We start from the raw sequence: 17,801 nt of genomic DNA, 5'->3' as shown, positions 1-17,801 counted from the left end.
CCGGCCGAATTCACCGGGCCGCAGGCCGGCCATCGCCGGCCTTTAAACCATTCTGCAGGCCCGGCCTCTATCGTCGTGCCGCGATGACACGGCCGCTGGCTGGGCAAGGGTCGGGATTGATGCAGTTGCAGATCGAGGCGTCCGAGTGCGCGCTTGCCGATCCCGCTTCGCGGGAGGCCGGCGACTGTCCGCATGTGCCAGCCGCACCGCTGACCCTGCGCCTTCACACGCAGATGGAGCCGCTTGCCGAGCGCTGGCGCGCCATGGAGGCCGGCGCCTCCATCTCGCTTCACCAGAGCTACGACTGGTGCCGGGCATGGACGCAGGCCCATGCCTGCGACCTCATGATCATCGAGGGCGTCAGCGAAGGGCGCAGCCAGTTCATCCTGCCGCTGGAGATCGTGCGCCGCGGCCCGCTGCGCGTCGCCCGCCTGCTTGCGACGGACTTCAGCAACATCAATACCGGCCTCCATACCGATGAATTCCGCGCTCCGGGAAGCGGGGCGCAGCTACGCGAGGCGCTGGAACGGGCGCGCGGAGACCTTGCCCGGTCCTTCGATCTTCTTCTGCTGGAAAAGATGCCGCTCGACTGGCGCGGCGAGCGGAACCCGTTCGCGGACCTGCCCGCCGTGCTGAACCAGAACGCCGCCTTCCAGCTTGCGCTCTTCGAGGATTTCGAGAAGACGCTGGCGCAGCTCAACGCCAAGCGGCGGCGCAAGAGGGCGCGCAATTCCGAACGGCGGCTCACGGAGGCCGGCGGCTATGAGCATGTTGTGGCGACCTCCCCGGAGGAAGCGCTCGCATTGCTCGACGTCTTCTTCAGCCAGAAGGCAGCACGGTTCAAAGCGATGGGTCTGCCGGACGTGTTTCGCGGCGAGGAGACGCGCGCCTTCTTTCGCAGGCTCGCCGTCACCCCGGCCTCCGGCGCCGACTATCCGCTCCGCCTGCACGCCCTGAGACTTTCCGGCGCGCAGGCCGGACATATCGCCGCCGTCACCGGCCTCTCGCGCAAGGGCGATCACGTGATCTGCCAGTTCGGCTCCATCGACGACGGCGTCGCAGCCGATGCCAGCCCGGGCGATTTCCTGTTTCACCTTGCGATCGAGAAGCTGTGCGCGGAAGGTGCGCGCCTCTTCGATTTCGGCATCGGCGACCAGCCCTACAAGCGGTCGTGGTGCAGGATCGAGACGGCGCAGCACGATCTCCTGTGGCCGGTCACGGCGACCGGCCGGATAGCGGCCGGCGCACACCGGGCGAAAGCCGCCGCCAAGCGTTTCATCAAGCGAAACCCGCGCCTCTACGCGCTGCTGCAACGCCTGCGCTTCGGCCGCACGGATGTGGGCGACGACGCGGACTAGGCCGCCCGGCGTCCGGGATGGCGGGGCGGCTCGTTCCCCTCGCCCGTCATCAGCACGATCTCGTTGTAACCCGCCTCGCCGAAAGCGCCGATCAGGTCGACGATGTCGTCCTCGTCGGCACCGGGAATGGACAGGACGATATCCGTCTCCTGCCCGCGCGTCAGGCGGCGCACGCCTTCCACTTCCGCCGGGCCGCACTCGACGATCACCGTGTCATAGGCATCGGAAAGCGAATCGACGACGATCGCCAGACGATCGATACCGCGCATGGCGCGCTTGATGTTGGCCGTGCCGCGCGGAATGACATGCGCGCCGGACAGGCGGTCGCCGTGGATGATGTCGCCGAAGGCGGCATCGCCGACGAGCAGGTCCGTGATGCCGGGAAGCTGCACAGACTGCGCCATCAGGCGTGTCGGGCAGGCGGAACCCGTCAGGTCGATGACGAGCGTCTTGCGGCCCTCCTCCGCGACGCGGCGGGCCAGCATCACCGTCGCGGTCGAGCCGCGGTCGCCGGAGGGCGAGACCGAGACGACGACCGGAATGTCGTTCTCGATCAGGTGCCGGGCGACGGCCGCAATGGAATAGTCGCCCTCCTCCTCCTCGACCATATCGTCCTCAGCCAGCGGGGCAAGATCCTCATTTTCATCCTCGTCCACGTCTTCCGACTCGATATCCGAAAGAAGAGACCGGGCAGGCGCTTCGATATCCGGCGCGGCAACATAGTCGGCGGGGGATTCCGCCTTCTTGCGGGCGACCGGCTCCGGCGCGGCGGCGACAAGCTCCACTTCCCCGTCCTCCTCCTCGCGGTAGGACGTCGCGGTGGCCGCACCGCCCACCGGCTTCAGGGCGCGGCCGCTGAAAAGCTCGGCCAGCAGGATCGCGATGGCGCTCAGCGCGAAACCGGCGACGCCCCCGACGACGGTGATCGGCATCACCTTCGGGAAAGCGGCTTCCGTCGGTTGGACCGCGGCGGAGATAACGCGGGCGTCGGCCGGACTGGAGCTGCTGTCGGTGCGCGAAGTGGCTTCGCGGTAGCGCGCGAGATAGGTTTCGAGAAGCTGGCGCTGGGCGGCGGCTTCGCGCTCCAGCGCGTTTAGTCCGACCTCGTCCTCGCCGGCCCGGGCCGCATTCGCCTTCAGCGTATTGAGCTGCCGGGTGAGCTGCGTTTCGCGCAAGGCTGCCGTCTTCGCCTCATTCTCGAGGCTGGACAGGATCTTCTGCGTTTCCGCCTTGATCTGTCCCCTTATGCCGGCAAGCTGCGAGCGCAGCCCCTTCAGCCGCGGGTGGCCGTCGAGCATGGAGGTGGAGAGGTCCGAAATCTGGCCCTGGATCTGCGCCTCGCTCTCCTTGAGACGCTGGATCATCTGAGAGCCAACGACATCGGTCAGCGTGTCCGGCGCGCCGCCGTTCTTCAGCACCGCGCGCACGCTCTCCGCCCGCGCCTCGGCGCTGGCGCGCTCGCCGCGCACGCGGGCAAGTTCCGTGGAAATATCGTTGAGCTGCCGCACCGCGAGCGTCGCGTTCTCCCCTGTCGGCAGGAGATCGGATTGCGAGCGGTATTCCGCGACCTTCTGCTCGGCCTCGCGCACCTTCTCGCGCAGGTTGGCGATCTCCGGCTCGAGCCAGCGCGTCGCCTCCGAATTGGTGTCGAGCCGTGCTCCGCTCTGGAGCGACAGGTAAACCTTGGCCATCTCGTTCGGGATCGCGGCGGCAAGGGCCGGGTCCTTCGAGGCGAATTCGATGCCGATGACGCGCGAGCGCTCCGCCTGGTAGACGGTGAGCCTTTCGGCGAATTCCTTCAGCACGCGCTCCTCGGGCGGCAGGTCGAGCGGATTCTTCCTGATGCCGAGCAGGACGAGCACGTCGGAAATCGCCGAAGGCCTTGCCGTCGTGTCGAACTCGTCCAGTTCGTAGAGCTTCATGTTGCGGGCGACCTGCTTGATGAGGTCGACCGATTGCAGGAGCTGGACCTGGCTGGCGATGCCCAGTTCATCGAAGGCGGTCTGCGCATCGCCGCTCGGCGCCCGCTCCTGCCCCGTCGTGAAGACAGGCTCGCGCGTCTCGATGAGCAGGCGGGCTTCGCCCTTGTACTGGGGCGTGATCAGACTGGCGCCGACGAAGGCGACGCCGGCGCAGGCGGCGGTTGCCAGCAGCACGCGCATGCGATTGCGCCAGATCGCGCCGAACAGGCCGCCAAGGTCGATATCGACATCCTGCTGGCTCTTGTTGAGGCCCGACATATATCCCACTCCAAACACGATGATTTCCGCGCACGGTAAACAAACATGGTAACTCAAGTGTTAACCGGGCCGGAGCCGGCGCGGGGCGCGCCAGCCCCCCATGCCGCGAATATTCCGTGTACGCCCCGCCACTTTTTACCAGCTATTAACCCTAACGGATCGATAACAGCGGCCAGACTTCTGATTTGGGGATGGAACACGCGAATGAGCTTCGCAACCTTCAACAAGGGCCTGTTGCTGGCGCTCGCGCTGGTGGCGCCGGCCGTTTCCGGCTGCAGCGGCTACCGCCCCGCCCCCAAGGCCTTCCACGAGGCGACGATCCAGCCCTATCGCCTCGACAGCGGCGACCGCCTGCGCATCACGGTCTTCGAACAGCCGGGCCTCAGCAACACCTACACGGTCGACCAGGCCGGCTATGTCGCCTTCCCGCTCATCGGCTCGGTGCCGGCGCGCGGCCGGACGCTCCAGGAACTCGAAGGCGCCATCGCGGCTAAGCTGCGCCAGGGCTATCTGCGCGATCCCGACATCTCCATCGAGGTCGACCGCTACCGCTCCATCTACGTCATGGGCGAGGTCGGCCAGGCCGGGCAGTACAGCTACGTGGCCGGCATGACGATCCAGAACGCCATCGCGGTCGCCGGCGGCTTCTCGCCGCGCGCCAACCAGCGCGACGTCGACGTGACCCGCAAGATCAACGGCAAGATCGTCACGGGCCGCGTCTCCATCTCCGACCCGATCCTGGCCGGCGACACGATCTATGTCCGCGAACGGCTGTTCTGAGCACCATGGCGGACGATGGGCCTCTGCGCATCATTCATTGTTTCCGGTCTCCCATCGGCGGTATCTTCCGCCATGTGCGGGACCTTGCCGAATTCCATGTGAAGGCGGGCCATGACGTCGGCATCATCTGCGACAGTCTTACGGGCGGCTCATTCGAGGATTCGCTGTTCGATGAAATCCGCCCCTATCTTCCTCTCGGTCTCGTGCGCCTGCCGATCAGCCGGTCCATCAGCCCGCGGGATTTCGGCGCCTTCCGGGAAAGTTATCGTGAAATAAAAGGTTTGCAGCCGGATGTCCTGCACGGGCACGGCGCCAAGGGTGGCGCCATTGCCCGGCTCATCGGCTCAGCCCTGCGGGTCAACAGGTATCGCGTAGCCCGCCTCTATTCGCCGCATGGCGGCAGCCTGCACTACACCAACCGCACGGCCGCGGGACTGGCGATCCTGACGGCCGAGCGACTTCTCCAGCCGCTCGGCGACGCGCTCACCTTCGTCTGCGACTATGAGCAGGAGGCCTATGCCAGTCGCGTCGGCCAGCCACGCGTACGCGCCGAACGCATCTACAACGGCATCCACGACCGCGATTTCGATACGGTCTACCCCAGCGAGGACGCCGTCGATTTCCTCTATATCGGCATGCTGCGCGACCTGAAGGGGCCGGATATCTTCATCGACGCCTTCGCCGAGGCCGAGCGCCTCGTCGGCCGACCGCTCTCGGCCCTGATGGTCGGCGACGGGCCGGACAAGGGCAAATACGAGCAGATGATGCTGCAGCTCGGCCTCGGCCGGCGCATCGCCCTCATGCCGTCCATGCGGGCGCGCGAAGCCTTCGCCTTCGCCCACAATGTCGTCGTGCCCTCCCGTGCCGAGGCCATGCCCTATATCGTGCTGGAAGCGCTCGCCGCCCGCAAGCCGGTCATCGCCAGCCGCGTCGGCGGCATTCCCGAGGTGCTCGGCCGCGACAGCATCGCGCTCACGGAGCCGGGAGACGTCCGCTCGCTTGCCGCCGTCATGGCGCAGGCCGTCAGCGATCCGGGCTGGCTGCGCAAGGTCATGCCGGAACCGGCCGCCTTCAAGAGCACCTTCTCCGCCTCGGCCATGTCGAGTTCCCTTCTCGCACTCTACCGCGAGGTGCTGGCCGGCCAGAGCGGCGGAAAGCGATACCCTTCCTGAACGTCCGCGCCCCCGCCCCGTAAACGTTTCTTAGGGCCTTCATGCTATCCCCGGGGAAAGCTCCCTAGGTGCATGCCATGAACCATGTCGACAAATCCGACTCCTTCGATCCGGAAGCCTTCAGGCGCAAGATCTCCGAAAGCCGGACCAGCACGCCCGACGACGCCGGCGACAACGAGGTCGAGCTCAATCCGCTTGCCCGCAAGATTGCGCAGCAATTCCGCGAGGATACCTATTCACCGGCCATGATCACGGGCCTCCTGCGCCTCGGCGAGTTCGTGGCGCTGGTCACGCTCGGCTATATCATCCACGCGCTCTATCTCGATGTAAGCATGCGGGCCCTCTACGTGGCGGTGCTCGTCGGCGGCGCGGGGCTTGGCATCGTGCTGCTCCAGCTTGCCGACGCCTACCAGGTCCCCGCGCTCCGCTCGCCGCTGCGCATGACGCCGCGTATCCTGGCAGCCTGGGCCGCCGCCTTCGCGGCCATGGCGCTCGCGCTCTTCTTCTTCAAATCAGGCGGCCACTATTCCCGTGTCTGGTTCGCCTCCTGGTTCGCGGCCGGCGCCGTCTTTCTCATCATCGAGCGGCAGGTGCTCGCCTATGCCATCCGCCGCTGGGCGCGCAACGGCACGATGGAGCGGCGTGCCGTCATCGTCGGCGGCGGCGAGCCGGCCAAGGAGCTGATCCGCACGCTGGAACACCAGCCGGAGAACGACATCCGCATCTGCGGCATCTTCGATGACCGCGACGAGCGCCGCTCGCCCTCGATCATCGCCGGCTACCCCAAGCTCGGCAACGTCGCCGAACTCGTCGAATTCGCACGCCTTGCCCGCATCGACATGCTGATCATCTCGCTGCCGCTGTCGGCCGAGACACGCATCCTCACGCTGCTCAAGAAACTCTGGGTGCTGCCGGTCGACATTCGCCTCGCCGCACATGCCAAGGGCCTGCGTTTCCGTCCGCGCAGCTATTCGCAGGTCGGCAGCCTGCCGATGCTCGACATCTTCGACAAGCCCATCGCCGACTGGGACAATGTCGCCAAGCGCATCTTCGACATCTTCTTCAGCATCGTCGCGCTCGCGCTGCTCTGGCCGGTGTTCATCGGCGCGGCGATCGCGGTCAAGCTCTCCTCGCCCGGGCCGATCATCTTCAAGCAGAAGCGCCACGGCTTCAACAACGAGATCATCGAGGTCTACAAGTTCCGCTCGATGTACACGCATCTTTCCGACCCGACGGCGCGCGCCGCGGTAACGAAGGGCGATCCGCGCGTGACCCGCGTCGGCCGCTTCCTGCGCAAGTCCTCCATCGACGAGCTGCCGCAGATCTTCAACGTGCTGAAGGGCCAGCTCTCCCTCGTCGGCCCGCGCCCGCACGCCGTCGAGGCGCAATCGCACGACCGCAAATATGTCGACGTGGTCGACGGCTACTTCGCCCGCCACCGCGTCAAGCCCGGCGTCACCGGCTGGGCGCAGATCAACGGCTGGCGCGGCGAGATCGACCATGACGACAAGATCCGCTTCCGCACGGAGTTCGACCTCTACTATATCGAGAACTGGTCGCTCTGGCTGGACCTGAAAATCCTGTTCCTGACACCGATCCGCCTGCTCAATACGGAAAACGCCTATTGAGCGACGCGGCCCTCCCCTACACCCCGTCTTTCCGGCCGCAGCTCGCGGCTCTCGGCATCATCGGCTCCCTGCTGGTGACGACGGGCGTGTTCCTGTCGGGCTTCGTCATCAGCGAGCCGGCGCCCTATGAGCTTTTCATGGCGGGCCTCATCGGCCTGTGGGCCATCGTGGGCCTGCGCATCTCGCGCGGCGTCGCGCCGCTGCTCATCCTCTACGTGCTGTTCAATATCGGCGGCATGCTCTCGCTGACGGTGATGGACGATCTCGCCGGCGGGCCGATGTATATCGCCGTCTCGCTGTTCCTGGCGCTGTCCAGCGTGTTCTTCGCCGCGATCATCGAGGCCAGGCCCGCCCGGCTGGAACTCATCTTCCGGGCCTGGGTGGCGAGCGCGCTCATCACCTCGCTCCTCGGCATCCTCGGCTACTTCCACGCCTTTCCGGGCGCCGAGGCCTTCACGCTCTACGACCGCGCCAAGGGCGCCTTCCAGGACCCGAACGTCTTCGGCCCTTTCCTCATCGCTCCGTCGCTCTATCTGGTGCACGGCCTGCTTGCCGGCCGTATCCTCGCCGCGCCACTCAAGCTCATCGGTCTCCTCATCCTTGCGCTCGGCGTCTTCCTCTCCTTCTCCCGCGCGGCCTGGGCGCTCTATCTCTTCTGCATCGTCGCGCTCGTCTTCGTCATGCTGCTCAAGGAGCGCACAGGCGCCTTCCGTCTGAGAATCCTCGTTCTCAGCCTTTCGGCGGTCGGCCTGATGATCCTCGCGCTGATCGTAGCGCTGCAGTTCGAGAAGGTTTCCAGCCTCTTCACCAGCCGCACCCAGCTCGTTCAGGACTATGACAGCGGTCATCTCGGCCGCTTCGAGCGCCACCGCATCGGCTTCCTGATGGCCATGGAACGGCCGCTCGGCATCGGCCCCATGGTGTTCAGCAAGATGTTCCCGGAGGACGAGCACAACATCTACCTCAAATCGCTGACCACCTATGGCTGGCTCGGTTTCCTCACCTATCTGACGCTTATCGTCTGGACGCTCTCGGCCGCCTTCAAGGTGTTGCTGCGCGACCGGCCATGGCAGCCGTTCCTGATGATCGCCTTCATCACCATCGTCGGCCACAGCGCCATCGGCTTCGTCATCGACACCGACCACTGGCGTCACTTCTACCTGCTGATGGGTGTCATCTGGGGGTGTCTCGCGCTCGAGCGGCGTCACAACCGGCAAGCAGCATCCACCTCCGGTACCCCATGACGACCGCTGGGAACACGGGTCCGCGGCCCATGCGCCTCCTTGAGGTGCTGGAGCCGAGCGGCGGCGGGTCCGGCCGCCACTTCCTCGATCTCTGTCGGGGCATGCAGGCGCGCGGCCATGCGGTGCACGCCATCTATTCACCCGTCAGGGCCGACCGGCGCTTCGTCGAGGAACTGACCGCACTAAACCTTGCCGGTCTGCACGCCGTCGCCATGATGCGCATGCCGGGTCTTTCGGATTTTCCCGCCTGGTGGGCGCTGCGCGGGGTCATGCGCCGCGCCGGTCCGTTCGACATCGTCCACGGCCACAGCTCCAAGGCCGGCGCGCTTTCCCGCATTCGCCTTCCCGGCCCGCATGTGCCGCGGGTCTATACGCCGCATGCCTTCCGCACCATGGATCCGGGCCTGGGCACTGTCGGCCGCGCGGTCTTCGGCACGATCGAAAAGATACTCGCCCGCAGCTTCACCGACCGGCTGGTTTGCGTTTCGGCGGACGAATACGCCCATGCCTGTACCCTGGGCATACCGCGCGAGAAACTGACACTCATCGTCAACGGGGTGGCGACGCCGCCTGCCGGATCGCGCGCGCCGGTGCGGACCGCCCTCGGTATTCCCGACGGCGCCCTCCTCTTCGGCTTCGTCGGCCGCCTGACGCACCAGAAGGCGCCCGAACGCCTCGTCGCCGCCTTCGAGCGCCTCGCCGAGCGCGCGCCGCATGCAAGGCTGCTGATGATCGGAGACGGCGAGATGCGGGAAGCGCTGCGCAGGCAGATCGATGCCGGCCGCCATGCAGGACGTATCCACCTCACCAACGACTTCACCGGCCCGCAGGCGATAGCGGCGATGGACGCCCTCGTCGTTCCAAGCCGCTACGAGGCGATGTCCTATGCCATGCTGGAAGCCGCTGCCGCCGGAAAGCCGCTGATCCTGTCGGATGTCGGCGGGGCCTCGACCGTCCTGAAGGACGGCGAAAACGGCCTCCTGGTCGCCAATGACGACGACCCGGCCCCGCTTGCCGAAGCCATGCTGGCCTTTTCCCGTCCCGGACGCCTCGCGCCCTACGCCGAGGCCGCCCTAGCCCGAAGCCGGGACTATGACCTGACACGGATGATCGGCGAGACGGAAGCGCTCTACCGTAGCCTGCTCACCTGACTCAAGGGATCGCCCCTCCTCCCGGAAGGACGGCCTTTGCAAAACCCTTTTTCGCACACGGATATTTTTAGCGCCGTACAGCCCGCGCAAGCGCGATCAGAATGCAGGCGCCGAGGAAACCGGCGACGAGGTAGCCGAGCCAGCCGCCCAGCGACACGCCGATCAGGCCCAGCAGAAGATTTGCCACCATCGCGCCGACAATGCCGAGCACGATGTTCATCAGCACGCCCATGTCGCTCTTCATGAACCTCTCGGCGAGCCAGCCGGCGAAGCCTCCGATGATGATGGCCGCGATCCAGCCGATACCTGCGTCTTCCATGGGCGTCTCCTCAAGCTCCAGATGATGCCGGCGCGCGGGCCGGCGCTGAGGAAACGCAAAACATGCCGAAAAGTTCCACGAATGGAACTTCGGCATCAATCGATGATCAAAGGAAAAATGGTCGGAATGGCGGGATTCGAACCCACGACCCCTTGACCCCCAGTCAAGTGCGCTACCGGGCTGCGCTACATTCCGGACCGCGCAAACCCCTATAGTCTCGGGCACTTGGATGCAAGCGGAAATTTCCCTGCCGCACGAAATCGCATCCCATGCACAGGTACGGAACGATGGAGTTCCGGTTTTCCGGCGGAGGGCCGCAACCGCCCCGGCCCCGTGCTCCAACATCACACCCGCCGCAACGGGTCCCCAAATCCATTTCCTGATATTTCTTTGCGCAGCCGTACCGGATTCGCCGAATCAGACCTTCCCCCGCATTAGACGAAAGTCGTAGAATGCCACCGTTCGCTTGTCATTTGCGAACACTCCCCCGCGTCACAAGAGCCAAGCGTGACGCCTGTTTGCCCCGCCATCGGCGGGGCTTTTTCGTATGGGGATTGCGATGCGGGCTATCGCACCTGATCGAGCAGGCGCTTGCATTCGAGGAGGTCGTAAAGCGCTTCCTGGAGCAGCGCGCGATCCTCCTTGCCGACGCTCGTCTTGCCGAGCGAGATTTCCGGCGGCTCGTCGCCGCCGCCGACGAAGGAGAAGAAGCGGCGGCTGGCGGGAGCCTTGGCGCGGCCGACGATCTGGTCCTCGTCGCTGCCGGCCTTCGGCGGCGTCGGGTCCTCATGGCTGGCAGCGGCAAGGGCCTCGACGGTGGCAAGGTCGCCGCTGGCGATCGCCGCCACGAACTTGTTGCCGTTGACCTTGAGCAGCTTCTGGACGCCCTTGATCGTATAGCCGTGATCGTACAGCAGGTGGCGGATGCCCTTCAGCAGGTCCACATCCTCGGGCCGGTAATAGCGCCGCCCACCGCCACGCTTCATCGGCTTGATCTGCGTGAAGCGCGTCTCCCAGAAGCGCAGCACATGCTGCGGCAGGTCGAGGTCGTCAGCGACCTCGCTGATGGTGCGGAAAGCGTCCGGACTCTTGTCCATTCTATCCTCGATGAAAGCTCATACTGACGCACGCCGAAGGCGCTGCCGAATCGCATTCATTTCAGCGGCTTGTCGGGCGATATTCAAGTTTCAAATCGTATGTGTCGCGGCGGCCGGCCGAAAAACCGCAGAATCCGACGGCAACCCGGTAGCGCAGGCCTCCCCTTTCGCGAAGAGGTTGCCGCATCTGGCCAAGAGGCCTCAGGAGGCGGGCGAAGCCGGCTTCTGCTTCGCCTTGCGGGAGAGATGCGATTTCAGCACCCGCTGCTTCAGCACGTTGGACGCCTTGAAGGTCATCACGCGGCGCGGCGAGATCGGCACTTCCTCGCCGGTCTTCGGATTGCGGCCGATGCGCTCGTTCTTGTCGCGCACCTGGAAGGTGGCGAAGGAGGAGAGCTTTACGCTCTCGCCCCGCACGATGGCGTTGCAAATCTCATCGATCACGGTTTCGACGAGTTCCGCCGATTCGGTTCTGGAAAGGCCGACCTTCCGGAAAACCGATTCGGCCAAATCTGCGCGTGTCACCGTCTTGCCGCTCATCGTTCCTCACCGATTTCCTATTGAAAGCGTATGGTTAGTGGCGGAAGAGTATTGTCCTTGCCCCCTCGGGTCAAGCGGCCGCGTAGAAGCGGCCCCACCCTACCAGCGCAGCAGCACCGCGCCCCAGGTGAAACCGCCGCCCATGGCTTCCAGAAGCACGAGGTCGCCTTCCTTGATGCGGCCGTCCGCCGCCGCAGCAGCAAGCGCCAGCGGGATGGATGCGGCGGAGGTGTTGCCGTGCTGATCGACGGTGATGACGACCTTCTCCAGCGGAATGCCGAGCTTCTTGGCCGAGCCGTCGATGATGCGCTTGTTCGCCTGGTGCGGCACCAGCCAGTCGACATCCTCGGCGGAAAACCCGGTCGCATCGAAGGCCGAGACGATGACGTCGGTGATCATGCCGACCGCATGCTTGAAGACCTCGCGGCCCTCCATGCGCAGGTGGCCGACCGTGCCCGTGGTGGAAGGGCCGCCGTCGACATAGAGCTTGTCGCGGTGCGCACCGTCCGACCGGAGCTGCGTCGTCAGCACGCCGCGATCCGCATTGGTGCCTGCCCCGTCCTGCGCTTCCAGCACGATGGCGCCCGCGCCGTCGCCGAAAAGCACGCAGGTCGTGCGGTCCGTCCAGTCGAGAATGCGCGAGAAGGTTTCCGCGCCGATGACGAGAACGCGCTTTGCAAGGCCGCCGCGGATATAGGCATCCGCCGTCGTCACGGCATAGACGAAGCCGGAACAGACCGCCTGCAGGTCGAAGGCAAAGCCGTGATGCATGCCGAGGCGGTTCTGGATGTTGACGGCGGTCGCCGGGAAGGTGTTGTCGGGCGTCGAGGTGGCGACGACGATGAGGTCGATATCGGCGGCGGTCAGGCCCGCCCTGTCGAGCGCCGCGCGTGCGGCCGCCTCGCCGAGCGAAGCTGTCGTCTCACCTTCGCCGGCGATGTAGCGCTGGCGGATGCCGGTGCGCTGCACGATCCACTCATCGGACGTGTCGACCATGCTTTCCATTTCGGCATTGGTGACTACCCGTTTCGGAAGCGCCGTTCCGAAACCGCGGACCACTGAACGAATCATTCTATACCCCGTCGTTCACGCCTTGGGCGCCTTCGACAGGCCGGCCCGCGTGATACTTCTGCAAATCGTTTTCGATCTTGTCCTTGAGGCCGTTGCGGACCATGTCGTAACCGACATCGACCGCTGCGGCAAAGCCCTCGGCGTCCGTGCCGCCGTGGCTCTTGATGACGATGCCGTTGAGGCCGAGGAACACGCCGCCGTTGACCTTGCGCGGGTCCATCTTCTCGCGCACGCGGTCGAACGCGCCCTTGGCGAGAAGATAGCCGAGCTTGGCCAGCAGGGTGCGCGACATGGCCGCGCGCAGGTATTCGGCGATCTGCCGCGCTGTGCCTTCCGCCGCCTTCAATGCGATATTGCCCGCAAAGCCTTCCGTTACCACGACATCCACCGTGCCGCGACCGATATCGTCGCCCTCGACGAAGCCGTAATAGTCAATCGTGTCGAAATTGGCCTCGCGGATGAGCTGGCCGGCGGCTTTCACCTCTTCCTGGCCCTTGATCTCCTCGACGCCGACATTGAGAAGGCCCAGCGTCGGCCGGTCGATCTCGAAGAGCGCGCGCGCCATCGCGCCGCCCATCAGCGCGAAGTCGAAAAGCTGGTTGGCGTCGGCGCCGATGGTCGCGCCGATATCGAGCACGATGCTCTCGCCCTTCAGCGTCGGCCAGATGCCGGCGATGGCGGGGCGCTCGATATTGGCCATCATGCGCAGGCAGAATTTCGACATGGCCATCAGCGCGCCGGTATTGCCGGCGGAGACGGCGACATCGGCCTGCCCTTTCGCGACGGCGTCGATGGACTGCCACATGGAGGATTTGCCGCGACCACGGCGCAGCGCCTGGCTCGGCTTCTCGTCCATGGCGACGGCGACGTCGCAATGATGGAAGGTGCTTGCGGCTTTCAGCTTCGGGTGTTGCGCCAGAAGCGGCTCGCATTCAGCGGCATTGCCAAAGAGGACGAAGCGGATTTCGGGATGGCGCTCGAGGGCCTTGGCTGCGCCGGGGATGGCGACCTTCGGACCGAAATCGCCACCCATGACGTCGACGGAAATTCTGACCACGCGAGTCTTGCCTACCTTCTTGGCCGTATTTTCTTGTCCCGGCGGCACGAGGGCCACCATAGCGGAATTCGGCCAAAATACCGCTTTTCGCCGGGTGCACAACTGAATTATCGGACGCTTGCCGGGCCGTTCAGTCTTTTTTCCAGTCCTTCAGAACCGCGAAGGGCGAGGGTTTGCGGTCGTCCTTGTCCGTGCTCTCGATATGGCCGGCGAAGCCCGTATCGGCCTTGCGCGGATAGGGATCGATGGCGAGCGCCACATGCTCGGCGGCAACTTCGCCGGCATCGATGCTGTCGCCGGAGAAGATTTCCGGTGCGTCCGGACCATCCGGATCGAGCAGCATTTCGCCGCTTTCGCTCGCCAGCGGCAGCCGTGCCAGCTTCGATCCTTCCGGCACGAAGACCACCTCGACCGGCTCGTCGATATGGCTTTCCACCGGATCGAGCGTCACCACGCAGGCCTGCACGATATCGGCGGTGACGCGGCCCTTGAGCCGCACGCCGTCCCGCTTCCAGCGGCGCACCTCGAAGGTCGCGGTCAGCGCCTTCACCTCCAGGATGGACCAGAGCTTCGCCAGCCCCGCCCGCTCCCCGGCATCTGCGCTTATAGTCACCTCCACCGGGTTGGCCGAGATATGCCCGACCTTGACCGGATAGGAGAACGGCGTGTCGTCGTCTTTCTTCATCGTCTGCCTTCCAGCCGCCTTCAGGCGGCGTATCCTTGCGGGCCGGGCTCAGCCACCCAGAGCGCGCCGGTCTCGATCTCGCTTTCCCCGACATCCGCCATCGCCTTTTCGGCGATGAAGAGATATCCGGCCAGCGCCTCCATCGTCGGCGCGGCGTCGCCGGCCTCCGGATGAATATTGCGCGCAAGCGCCGTCGCCAGTCCCGCGCGGTCCCCGGCGTCCAGCGCCGCCGCGTAGGATTCCAGCCGGCCGTAGAACATGCCGGCGAATTTCTTCATGCGCTTGGGCACGCCGACATCGCCGACGCCAAGCTCGCGAATCGAATGGTCGACGTCCTCGAAGAAGGCGTCGACGATCTCCTGGGCGATCTCCTGACCGGAGGTGGCGCTTGCGCGCGTGCGCCGGAAATAGAGGATCAGCATCGCCGACAGCATCTCGAACCGCCCCATGACCGTGTCAGGAACGTCAAGCGCTTCATAGAGATAGGGATGGCGCGCCGCCTTTGTCAGGGTCGCATACTGCTTTTCGACGATGCGCCGGTTGCCGTTTTTTTTGCCGAACAGGCCGAAAATCATCATAAAGCCTAGTTTTGCCCGATTCAAACCATGGAGCCGTCGCAAGTCATGTTGCATGACGCTCGAAGCTGGTTTACCGAAGCAGGCATGAATTGCAATGGCTGCGCGGCCATCATAGTCCCGGGGAAATTGTGAAGAGAGATTATGTGAATATGAAGCTGTTGCGTAACGCCGCCGTTGCCGTCACCCTCTCCGCTTCCGTTCTTGCGGCCTGCCAGGGTCCGAGCGAAGTTCTCTACCAAGGCTATGTCGTCGACCAGGAAACGCTGGCGCTGGCGCCGGTCGGCTCCTCGCGCGAGCAGGTCCTGCTGTCGCTCGGCACGCCGTCCGCGACCGCGACCTTCGACAACGAAGTCTTCTACTACATCTCGCAGAAGCGCAAACGCTCCGCCGCCTTCATGAAGCCGAAGATCGTCGAGCAGAGCGTGCTCGCCGTCTATTTCGACAAGGACGGCAATGTCGAGCGCCTTGGGCACTACACGATGCAGGACGGCAAGGTCTTCGACATGATCGCGCGCGTCACGCCCACGGGCGGCGCGGAGACGACGTTCCTCGGCCAGTTGCTGCGCGGCGGCGCAAGCCCCGGCAACATGATGAAGAACCTGATGAGCAACTGACGCTCGGCCGGTATCAAAAAGAAACCGCGGGGATCGCTCCCCGCGGTTTTTGTTTGCGCGCCTTTCGGTTCAGGCGAGGACGGCGAGCAGCAGCAAGGCCACGATATTGGTGATCTTGATCGCCGGGTTCACCGCCGGGCCGGCCGTGTCCTTATAGGGATCGCCGACCGTGTCGCCGGTGACGGAGGCCTTGTGGGCTTCCGAGCCCTTGAGATGGCGGGTGCCGTCCTTGTCGACGAAACCGTCCTCGAAGCTCTTCTTTGCGTTATCCCATGCACCGCCACCGGAGGTCATGGAAATAGCGACGAAGAGGCCGTTGACGATGACGCCGAGCAGCGAGGCGCCGAGCGCCGCGAAGGCCGACGCCTTGGAGCCGGAGATGGCGAGCACGCCGAAATAGACGACGAGCGGTGCCAAAACCGGCAGCAGCGAAGGCACGATCATCTCGCGGATCGCCGCCTTGGTCAGGATATCCACCGCGCGGCCGTAGTCCGGCCGCTCGGTGCCGGCCATGATGCCGGCCTTCTCGCGGAACTGCCGGCGCACCTCTTCCACGATTGACCCTGCCGCCCGGCCGACGGCGGTCATCGCGATGCCGCCGAAGAGGTACGGGATGAGGCCGCCGAAGATGAGGCCGGCCACCACGTAGGGGTTGGAGAGGTCGAAGGAGATCGTGCCGATATCCGCGAAATACGGGTACTTGCCGCCGTTCGCCGCGAAATAGGCGAGGTCGTTCGAATAGGCGGCGAACAGTACCAGCGCGCCAAGACCGGCCGAACCGATGGCATAGCCCTTGGTGACGGCCTTGGTCGTGTTGCCGACGGCGTCGAGCGCGTCGGTGGACTTGCGCACCTCCGGCGGCAGATGGGACATTTCGGCGATGCCGCCTGCATTGTCCGTGACCGGGCCGAAAGCGTCGAGCGCCACGATCATGCCCGCGATGCCGAGCATGCCGGTGACGGCGATGCCGGTGCCGAAGAGGCCCGCGAGCTGGTAGGTGGCGATGATGCCGCCGACGATGACGATGGCCGGCAACGCCGTCGATTCCAGCGAGACGGCAAGGCCTTGGATGACGTTGGTGCCGTGGCCGGTCACCGACGCCTGGGCGATGGAGTTCACCGGCCGCTTGTTGGTGCCCGTATAGTATTCGGTGATCACCACGATGAGCGCCGTCACCAGAAGGCCGAGAAGGCCGCAGATGAAGAGGTTCGTGCCGGTGATTTCCTTGCCCGCCACGGTGCCGATGCTGCCCCAGCCGACGGTCAGCGAGGTCGCTGCGCCGAGGCCGAGGATAGACAGCACGCCCGTCACGATGAGGCCCTTGTAGAGGGCGCCCATGATCGAGCCGTTCGAGCCGAGCTTGACGAAGAACGAGCCGATGATCGAGGTGATGATGCAGGCGCCGCAGATGGCGAGCGGATAGATCATGGCGCTCGCAAGGATCGGCGTACCGGCGAAGAAGATCGCCGCGAGGACCATGGTGGCGACGACGGTCACCGCATAGGTCTCGAAGAGGTCGGCGGCCATGCCGGCGCAGTCGCCCACGTTGTCGCCCACGTTGTCGGCGATGGTGGCCGGGTTACGCGGGTCGTCCTCGGGAATGCCGGCCTCGACCTTGCCCACGAGGTCGCCGCCGACATCCGCACCCTTGGTGAAGATGCCGCCGCCGAGACGGGCGAAGATCGAGATCAGCGATGCGCCGAAGCCGAGCGCGACGAGCGCGTCGATGACTTCACGCGAGGCGGGTTCCTGGCCGAGAGCACCGGTCAGGATCCAGTAGTAGATGGACACGCCGAGAAGCGCGAGGCCCGCCACCAGCATGCCGGTGATCGCGCCCGACTTGAAGGCGATGTCGAGGCCGGAGGACAGGCTGACGGACGCGGCCTGCGCCGTGCGCACATTGGCGCGGACGGAGACATGCATGCCGATGAAGCCGGCGACGCCTGACAGCACGGCGCCGATCAGGAACCCGATGGCGGCCGTAGCGGAAAGCAGAAGCCAGGTGCCGATGAAGACGACGACCCCGACGATGGCAATGGTCTTGTACTGCCGGGTGAGATAGGCCTGCGCCCCTTCCCGGATATAACCTGCAATTTCCTGCATGCGGGCATTCCCCTGGTCGGCGGCAAGCACCGACTGTGTCGCCCAGATGGCATAGACCACCGAAAGCAACCCGCATGCGATAACGCCAAGCAATATGGTCATTTCGCTCTGTCCTCCTTGGAGGCTCCGGGGTCCTCTCCCCGCAGCCGAAACGCGTCCGCTCC

16 protein-coding genes and 1 tRNA gene are annotated in these 17,801 nt (G+C 65.2%); 7 read left to right on the top strand and 10 right to left on the bottom strand.

Annotation, left to right across the window (positions count from 1 at the left end):
* Nucleotides 1-119: 119 nt before the first annotated feature.
* Entirely contained in the window at nt 120-1,358 is a 1,239-nt protein-coding gene (locus MOE34_RS06405; RefSeq protein WP_242222012.1) for a GNAT family N-acetyltransferase, read from the top strand.
* Here the strand turns inward: MOE34_RS06405 and MOE34_RS06400 are convergent.
* Nucleotides 1,355-3,598 (bottom strand): GumC family protein, encoded by a 2,244-nt coding sequence (locus MOE34_RS06400; protein ID WP_242222011.1) that lies wholly within the window; start codon nt 3,596-3,598, stop codon nt 1,355-1,357. The two genes, MOE34_RS06405 and MOE34_RS06400, sit on opposite strands and share 4 nt — an antisense overlap.
* A gap of 204 nt (nt 3,599-3,802) precedes the next feature.
* Between MOE34_RS06400 and MOE34_RS06395 the strand changes: the two genes are divergently transcribed.
* From MOE34_RS06395 to MOE34_RS06375, 5 genes are all read left to right on the top strand, one after another.
* Nucleotides 3,803-4,378, top strand: coding sequence for a polysaccharide biosynthesis/export family protein (locus MOE34_RS06395; protein ID WP_160784807.1), 576 nt, complete (start codon nt 3,803-3,805; stop codon nt 4,376-4,378).
* 5 nt (nt 4,379-4,383) lie between these two features.
* Nucleotides 4,384-5,550 carry a glycosyltransferase family 4 protein gene (locus tag MOE34_RS06390; RefSeq protein ID WP_242222009.1) on the top strand — a complete coding sequence of 389 codons (1,167 nt, stop codon included), beginning with the start codon at nt 4,384-4,386 and terminating at the stop codon, nt 5,548-5,550.
* A gap of 77 nt (nt 5,551-5,627) precedes the next feature.
* Nucleotides 5,628-7,178 (top strand): undecaprenyl-phosphate glucose phosphotransferase, encoded by a 1,551-nt coding sequence (locus tag MOE34_RS06385; protein ID WP_242222007.1) that lies wholly within the window; start codon nt 5,628-5,630, stop codon nt 7,176-7,178.
* Nucleotides 7,175-8,422: an O-antigen ligase family protein gene (locus MOE34_RS06380; RefSeq protein ID WP_242222005.1), complete on the top strand. Its 1,248-nt coding sequence runs from the start codon at nt 7,175-7,177 to the stop codon at nt 8,420-8,422. The genes MOE34_RS06385 and MOE34_RS06380 overlap by 4 nt, the downstream gene beginning before the upstream one ends.
* Before the next feature lie 29 nt (nt 8,423-8,451).
* A complete protein-coding gene (locus MOE34_RS06375) occupies nt 8,452-9,573 on the top strand; it encodes a glycosyltransferase (protein WP_242222003.1) in 1,122 nt (373 codons plus the stop codon).
* 67 nt (nt 9,574-9,640) lie between these two features.
* Here the strand turns inward: MOE34_RS06375 and MOE34_RS06370 are convergent, their stop codons facing one another.
* The 8 genes from MOE34_RS06370 to MOE34_RS06335 all read right to left on the bottom strand — a co-directional run bounded on the left by MOE34_RS06370 (nt 9,641) and on the right by MOE34_RS06335 (nt 14,917).
* On the bottom strand, nt 9,641-9,892 hold the full coding sequence (locus tag MOE34_RS06370; RefSeq protein WP_242222002.1) for a GlsB/YeaQ/YmgE family stress response membrane protein: 252 nt from the start codon (nt 9,890-9,892) through the stop codon (nt 9,641-9,643).
* A 118-nt stretch (nt 9,893-10,010) separates the two neighbouring features.
* Nucleotides 10,011-10,087, bottom strand: a tRNA-Pro gene (locus MOE34_RS06365).
* 371 nt (nt 10,088-10,458) lie between these two features.
* Nucleotides 10,459-10,989, bottom strand: a complete 531-nt coding sequence (locus MOE34_RS06360; protein ID WP_242222000.1) for a MerR family transcriptional regulator — start codon at nt 10,987-10,989, stop codon at nt 10,459-10,461.
* Nucleotides 10,990-11,190: 201 nt separating this feature from the next.
* Nucleotides 11,191-11,529, bottom strand: a complete 339-nt coding sequence (locus MOE34_RS06355; protein WP_023513396.1) for an integration host factor subunit alpha — start codon at nt 11,527-11,529, stop codon at nt 11,191-11,193.
* Nucleotides 11,530-11,628: 99 nt separating this feature from the next.
* Nucleotides 11,629-12,600: a beta-ketoacyl-ACP synthase III gene (locus MOE34_RS06350; RefSeq protein ID WP_242221998.1), complete on the bottom strand. Its 972-nt coding sequence runs from the start codon at nt 12,598-12,600 to the stop codon at nt 11,629-11,631.
* Nucleotide 12,601: 1 nt separating this feature from the next.
* A complete protein-coding gene (gene plsX / locus MOE34_RS06345) occupies nt 12,602-13,657 on the bottom strand; it encodes a phosphate acyltransferase PlsX (RefSeq protein WP_160784867.1) in 1,056 nt (351 codons plus the stop codon).
* Between the two features lie 130 nt (nt 13,658-13,787).
* Nucleotides 13,788-14,342 (bottom strand): YceD family protein, encoded by a 555-nt coding sequence (locus MOE34_RS06340; RefSeq protein ID WP_242221996.1) that lies wholly within the window; start codon nt 14,340-14,342, stop codon nt 13,788-13,790.
* A 20-nt stretch (nt 14,343-14,362) separates the two neighbouring features.
* Nucleotides 14,363-14,917 (bottom strand): ubiquinol-cytochrome C chaperone family protein, encoded by a 555-nt coding sequence (locus tag MOE34_RS06335; RefSeq protein WP_242223830.1) that lies wholly within the window; start codon nt 14,915-14,917, stop codon nt 14,363-14,365.
* A gap of 152 nt (nt 14,918-15,069) precedes the next feature.
* Here MOE34_RS06335 and MOE34_RS06330 point away from each other — a divergent pair, with 152 nt between their 5' ends.
* Nucleotides 15,070-15,534, top strand: coding sequence for an outer membrane protein assembly factor BamE (locus tag MOE34_RS06330; protein ID WP_160785015.1), 465 nt, complete (start codon nt 15,070-15,072; stop codon nt 15,532-15,534).
* A gap of 69 nt (nt 15,535-15,603) precedes the next feature.
* Here MOE34_RS06330 and MOE34_RS06325 read toward each other — a convergent pair whose 3' ends face one another.
* Entirely contained in the window at nt 15,604-17,739 is a 2,136-nt protein-coding gene (locus MOE34_RS06325; RefSeq protein WP_242221995.1) for a sodium-translocating pyrophosphatase, read from the bottom strand.
* Nucleotides 17,740-17,801: the final 62 nt, after the last annotated feature.

Origin of the sequence: Shinella zoogloeoides (assembly GCF_022682305.1) — a bacterium.
Classification (GTDB): domain Bacteria; phylum Pseudomonadota; class Alphaproteobacteria; order Rhizobiales; family Rhizobiaceae; genus Shinella; species Shinella zoogloeoides_B.
Note: the sequence above shows the minus strand (reverse complement) of the source record. Positions and strands in the feature narration are given on the sequence as shown.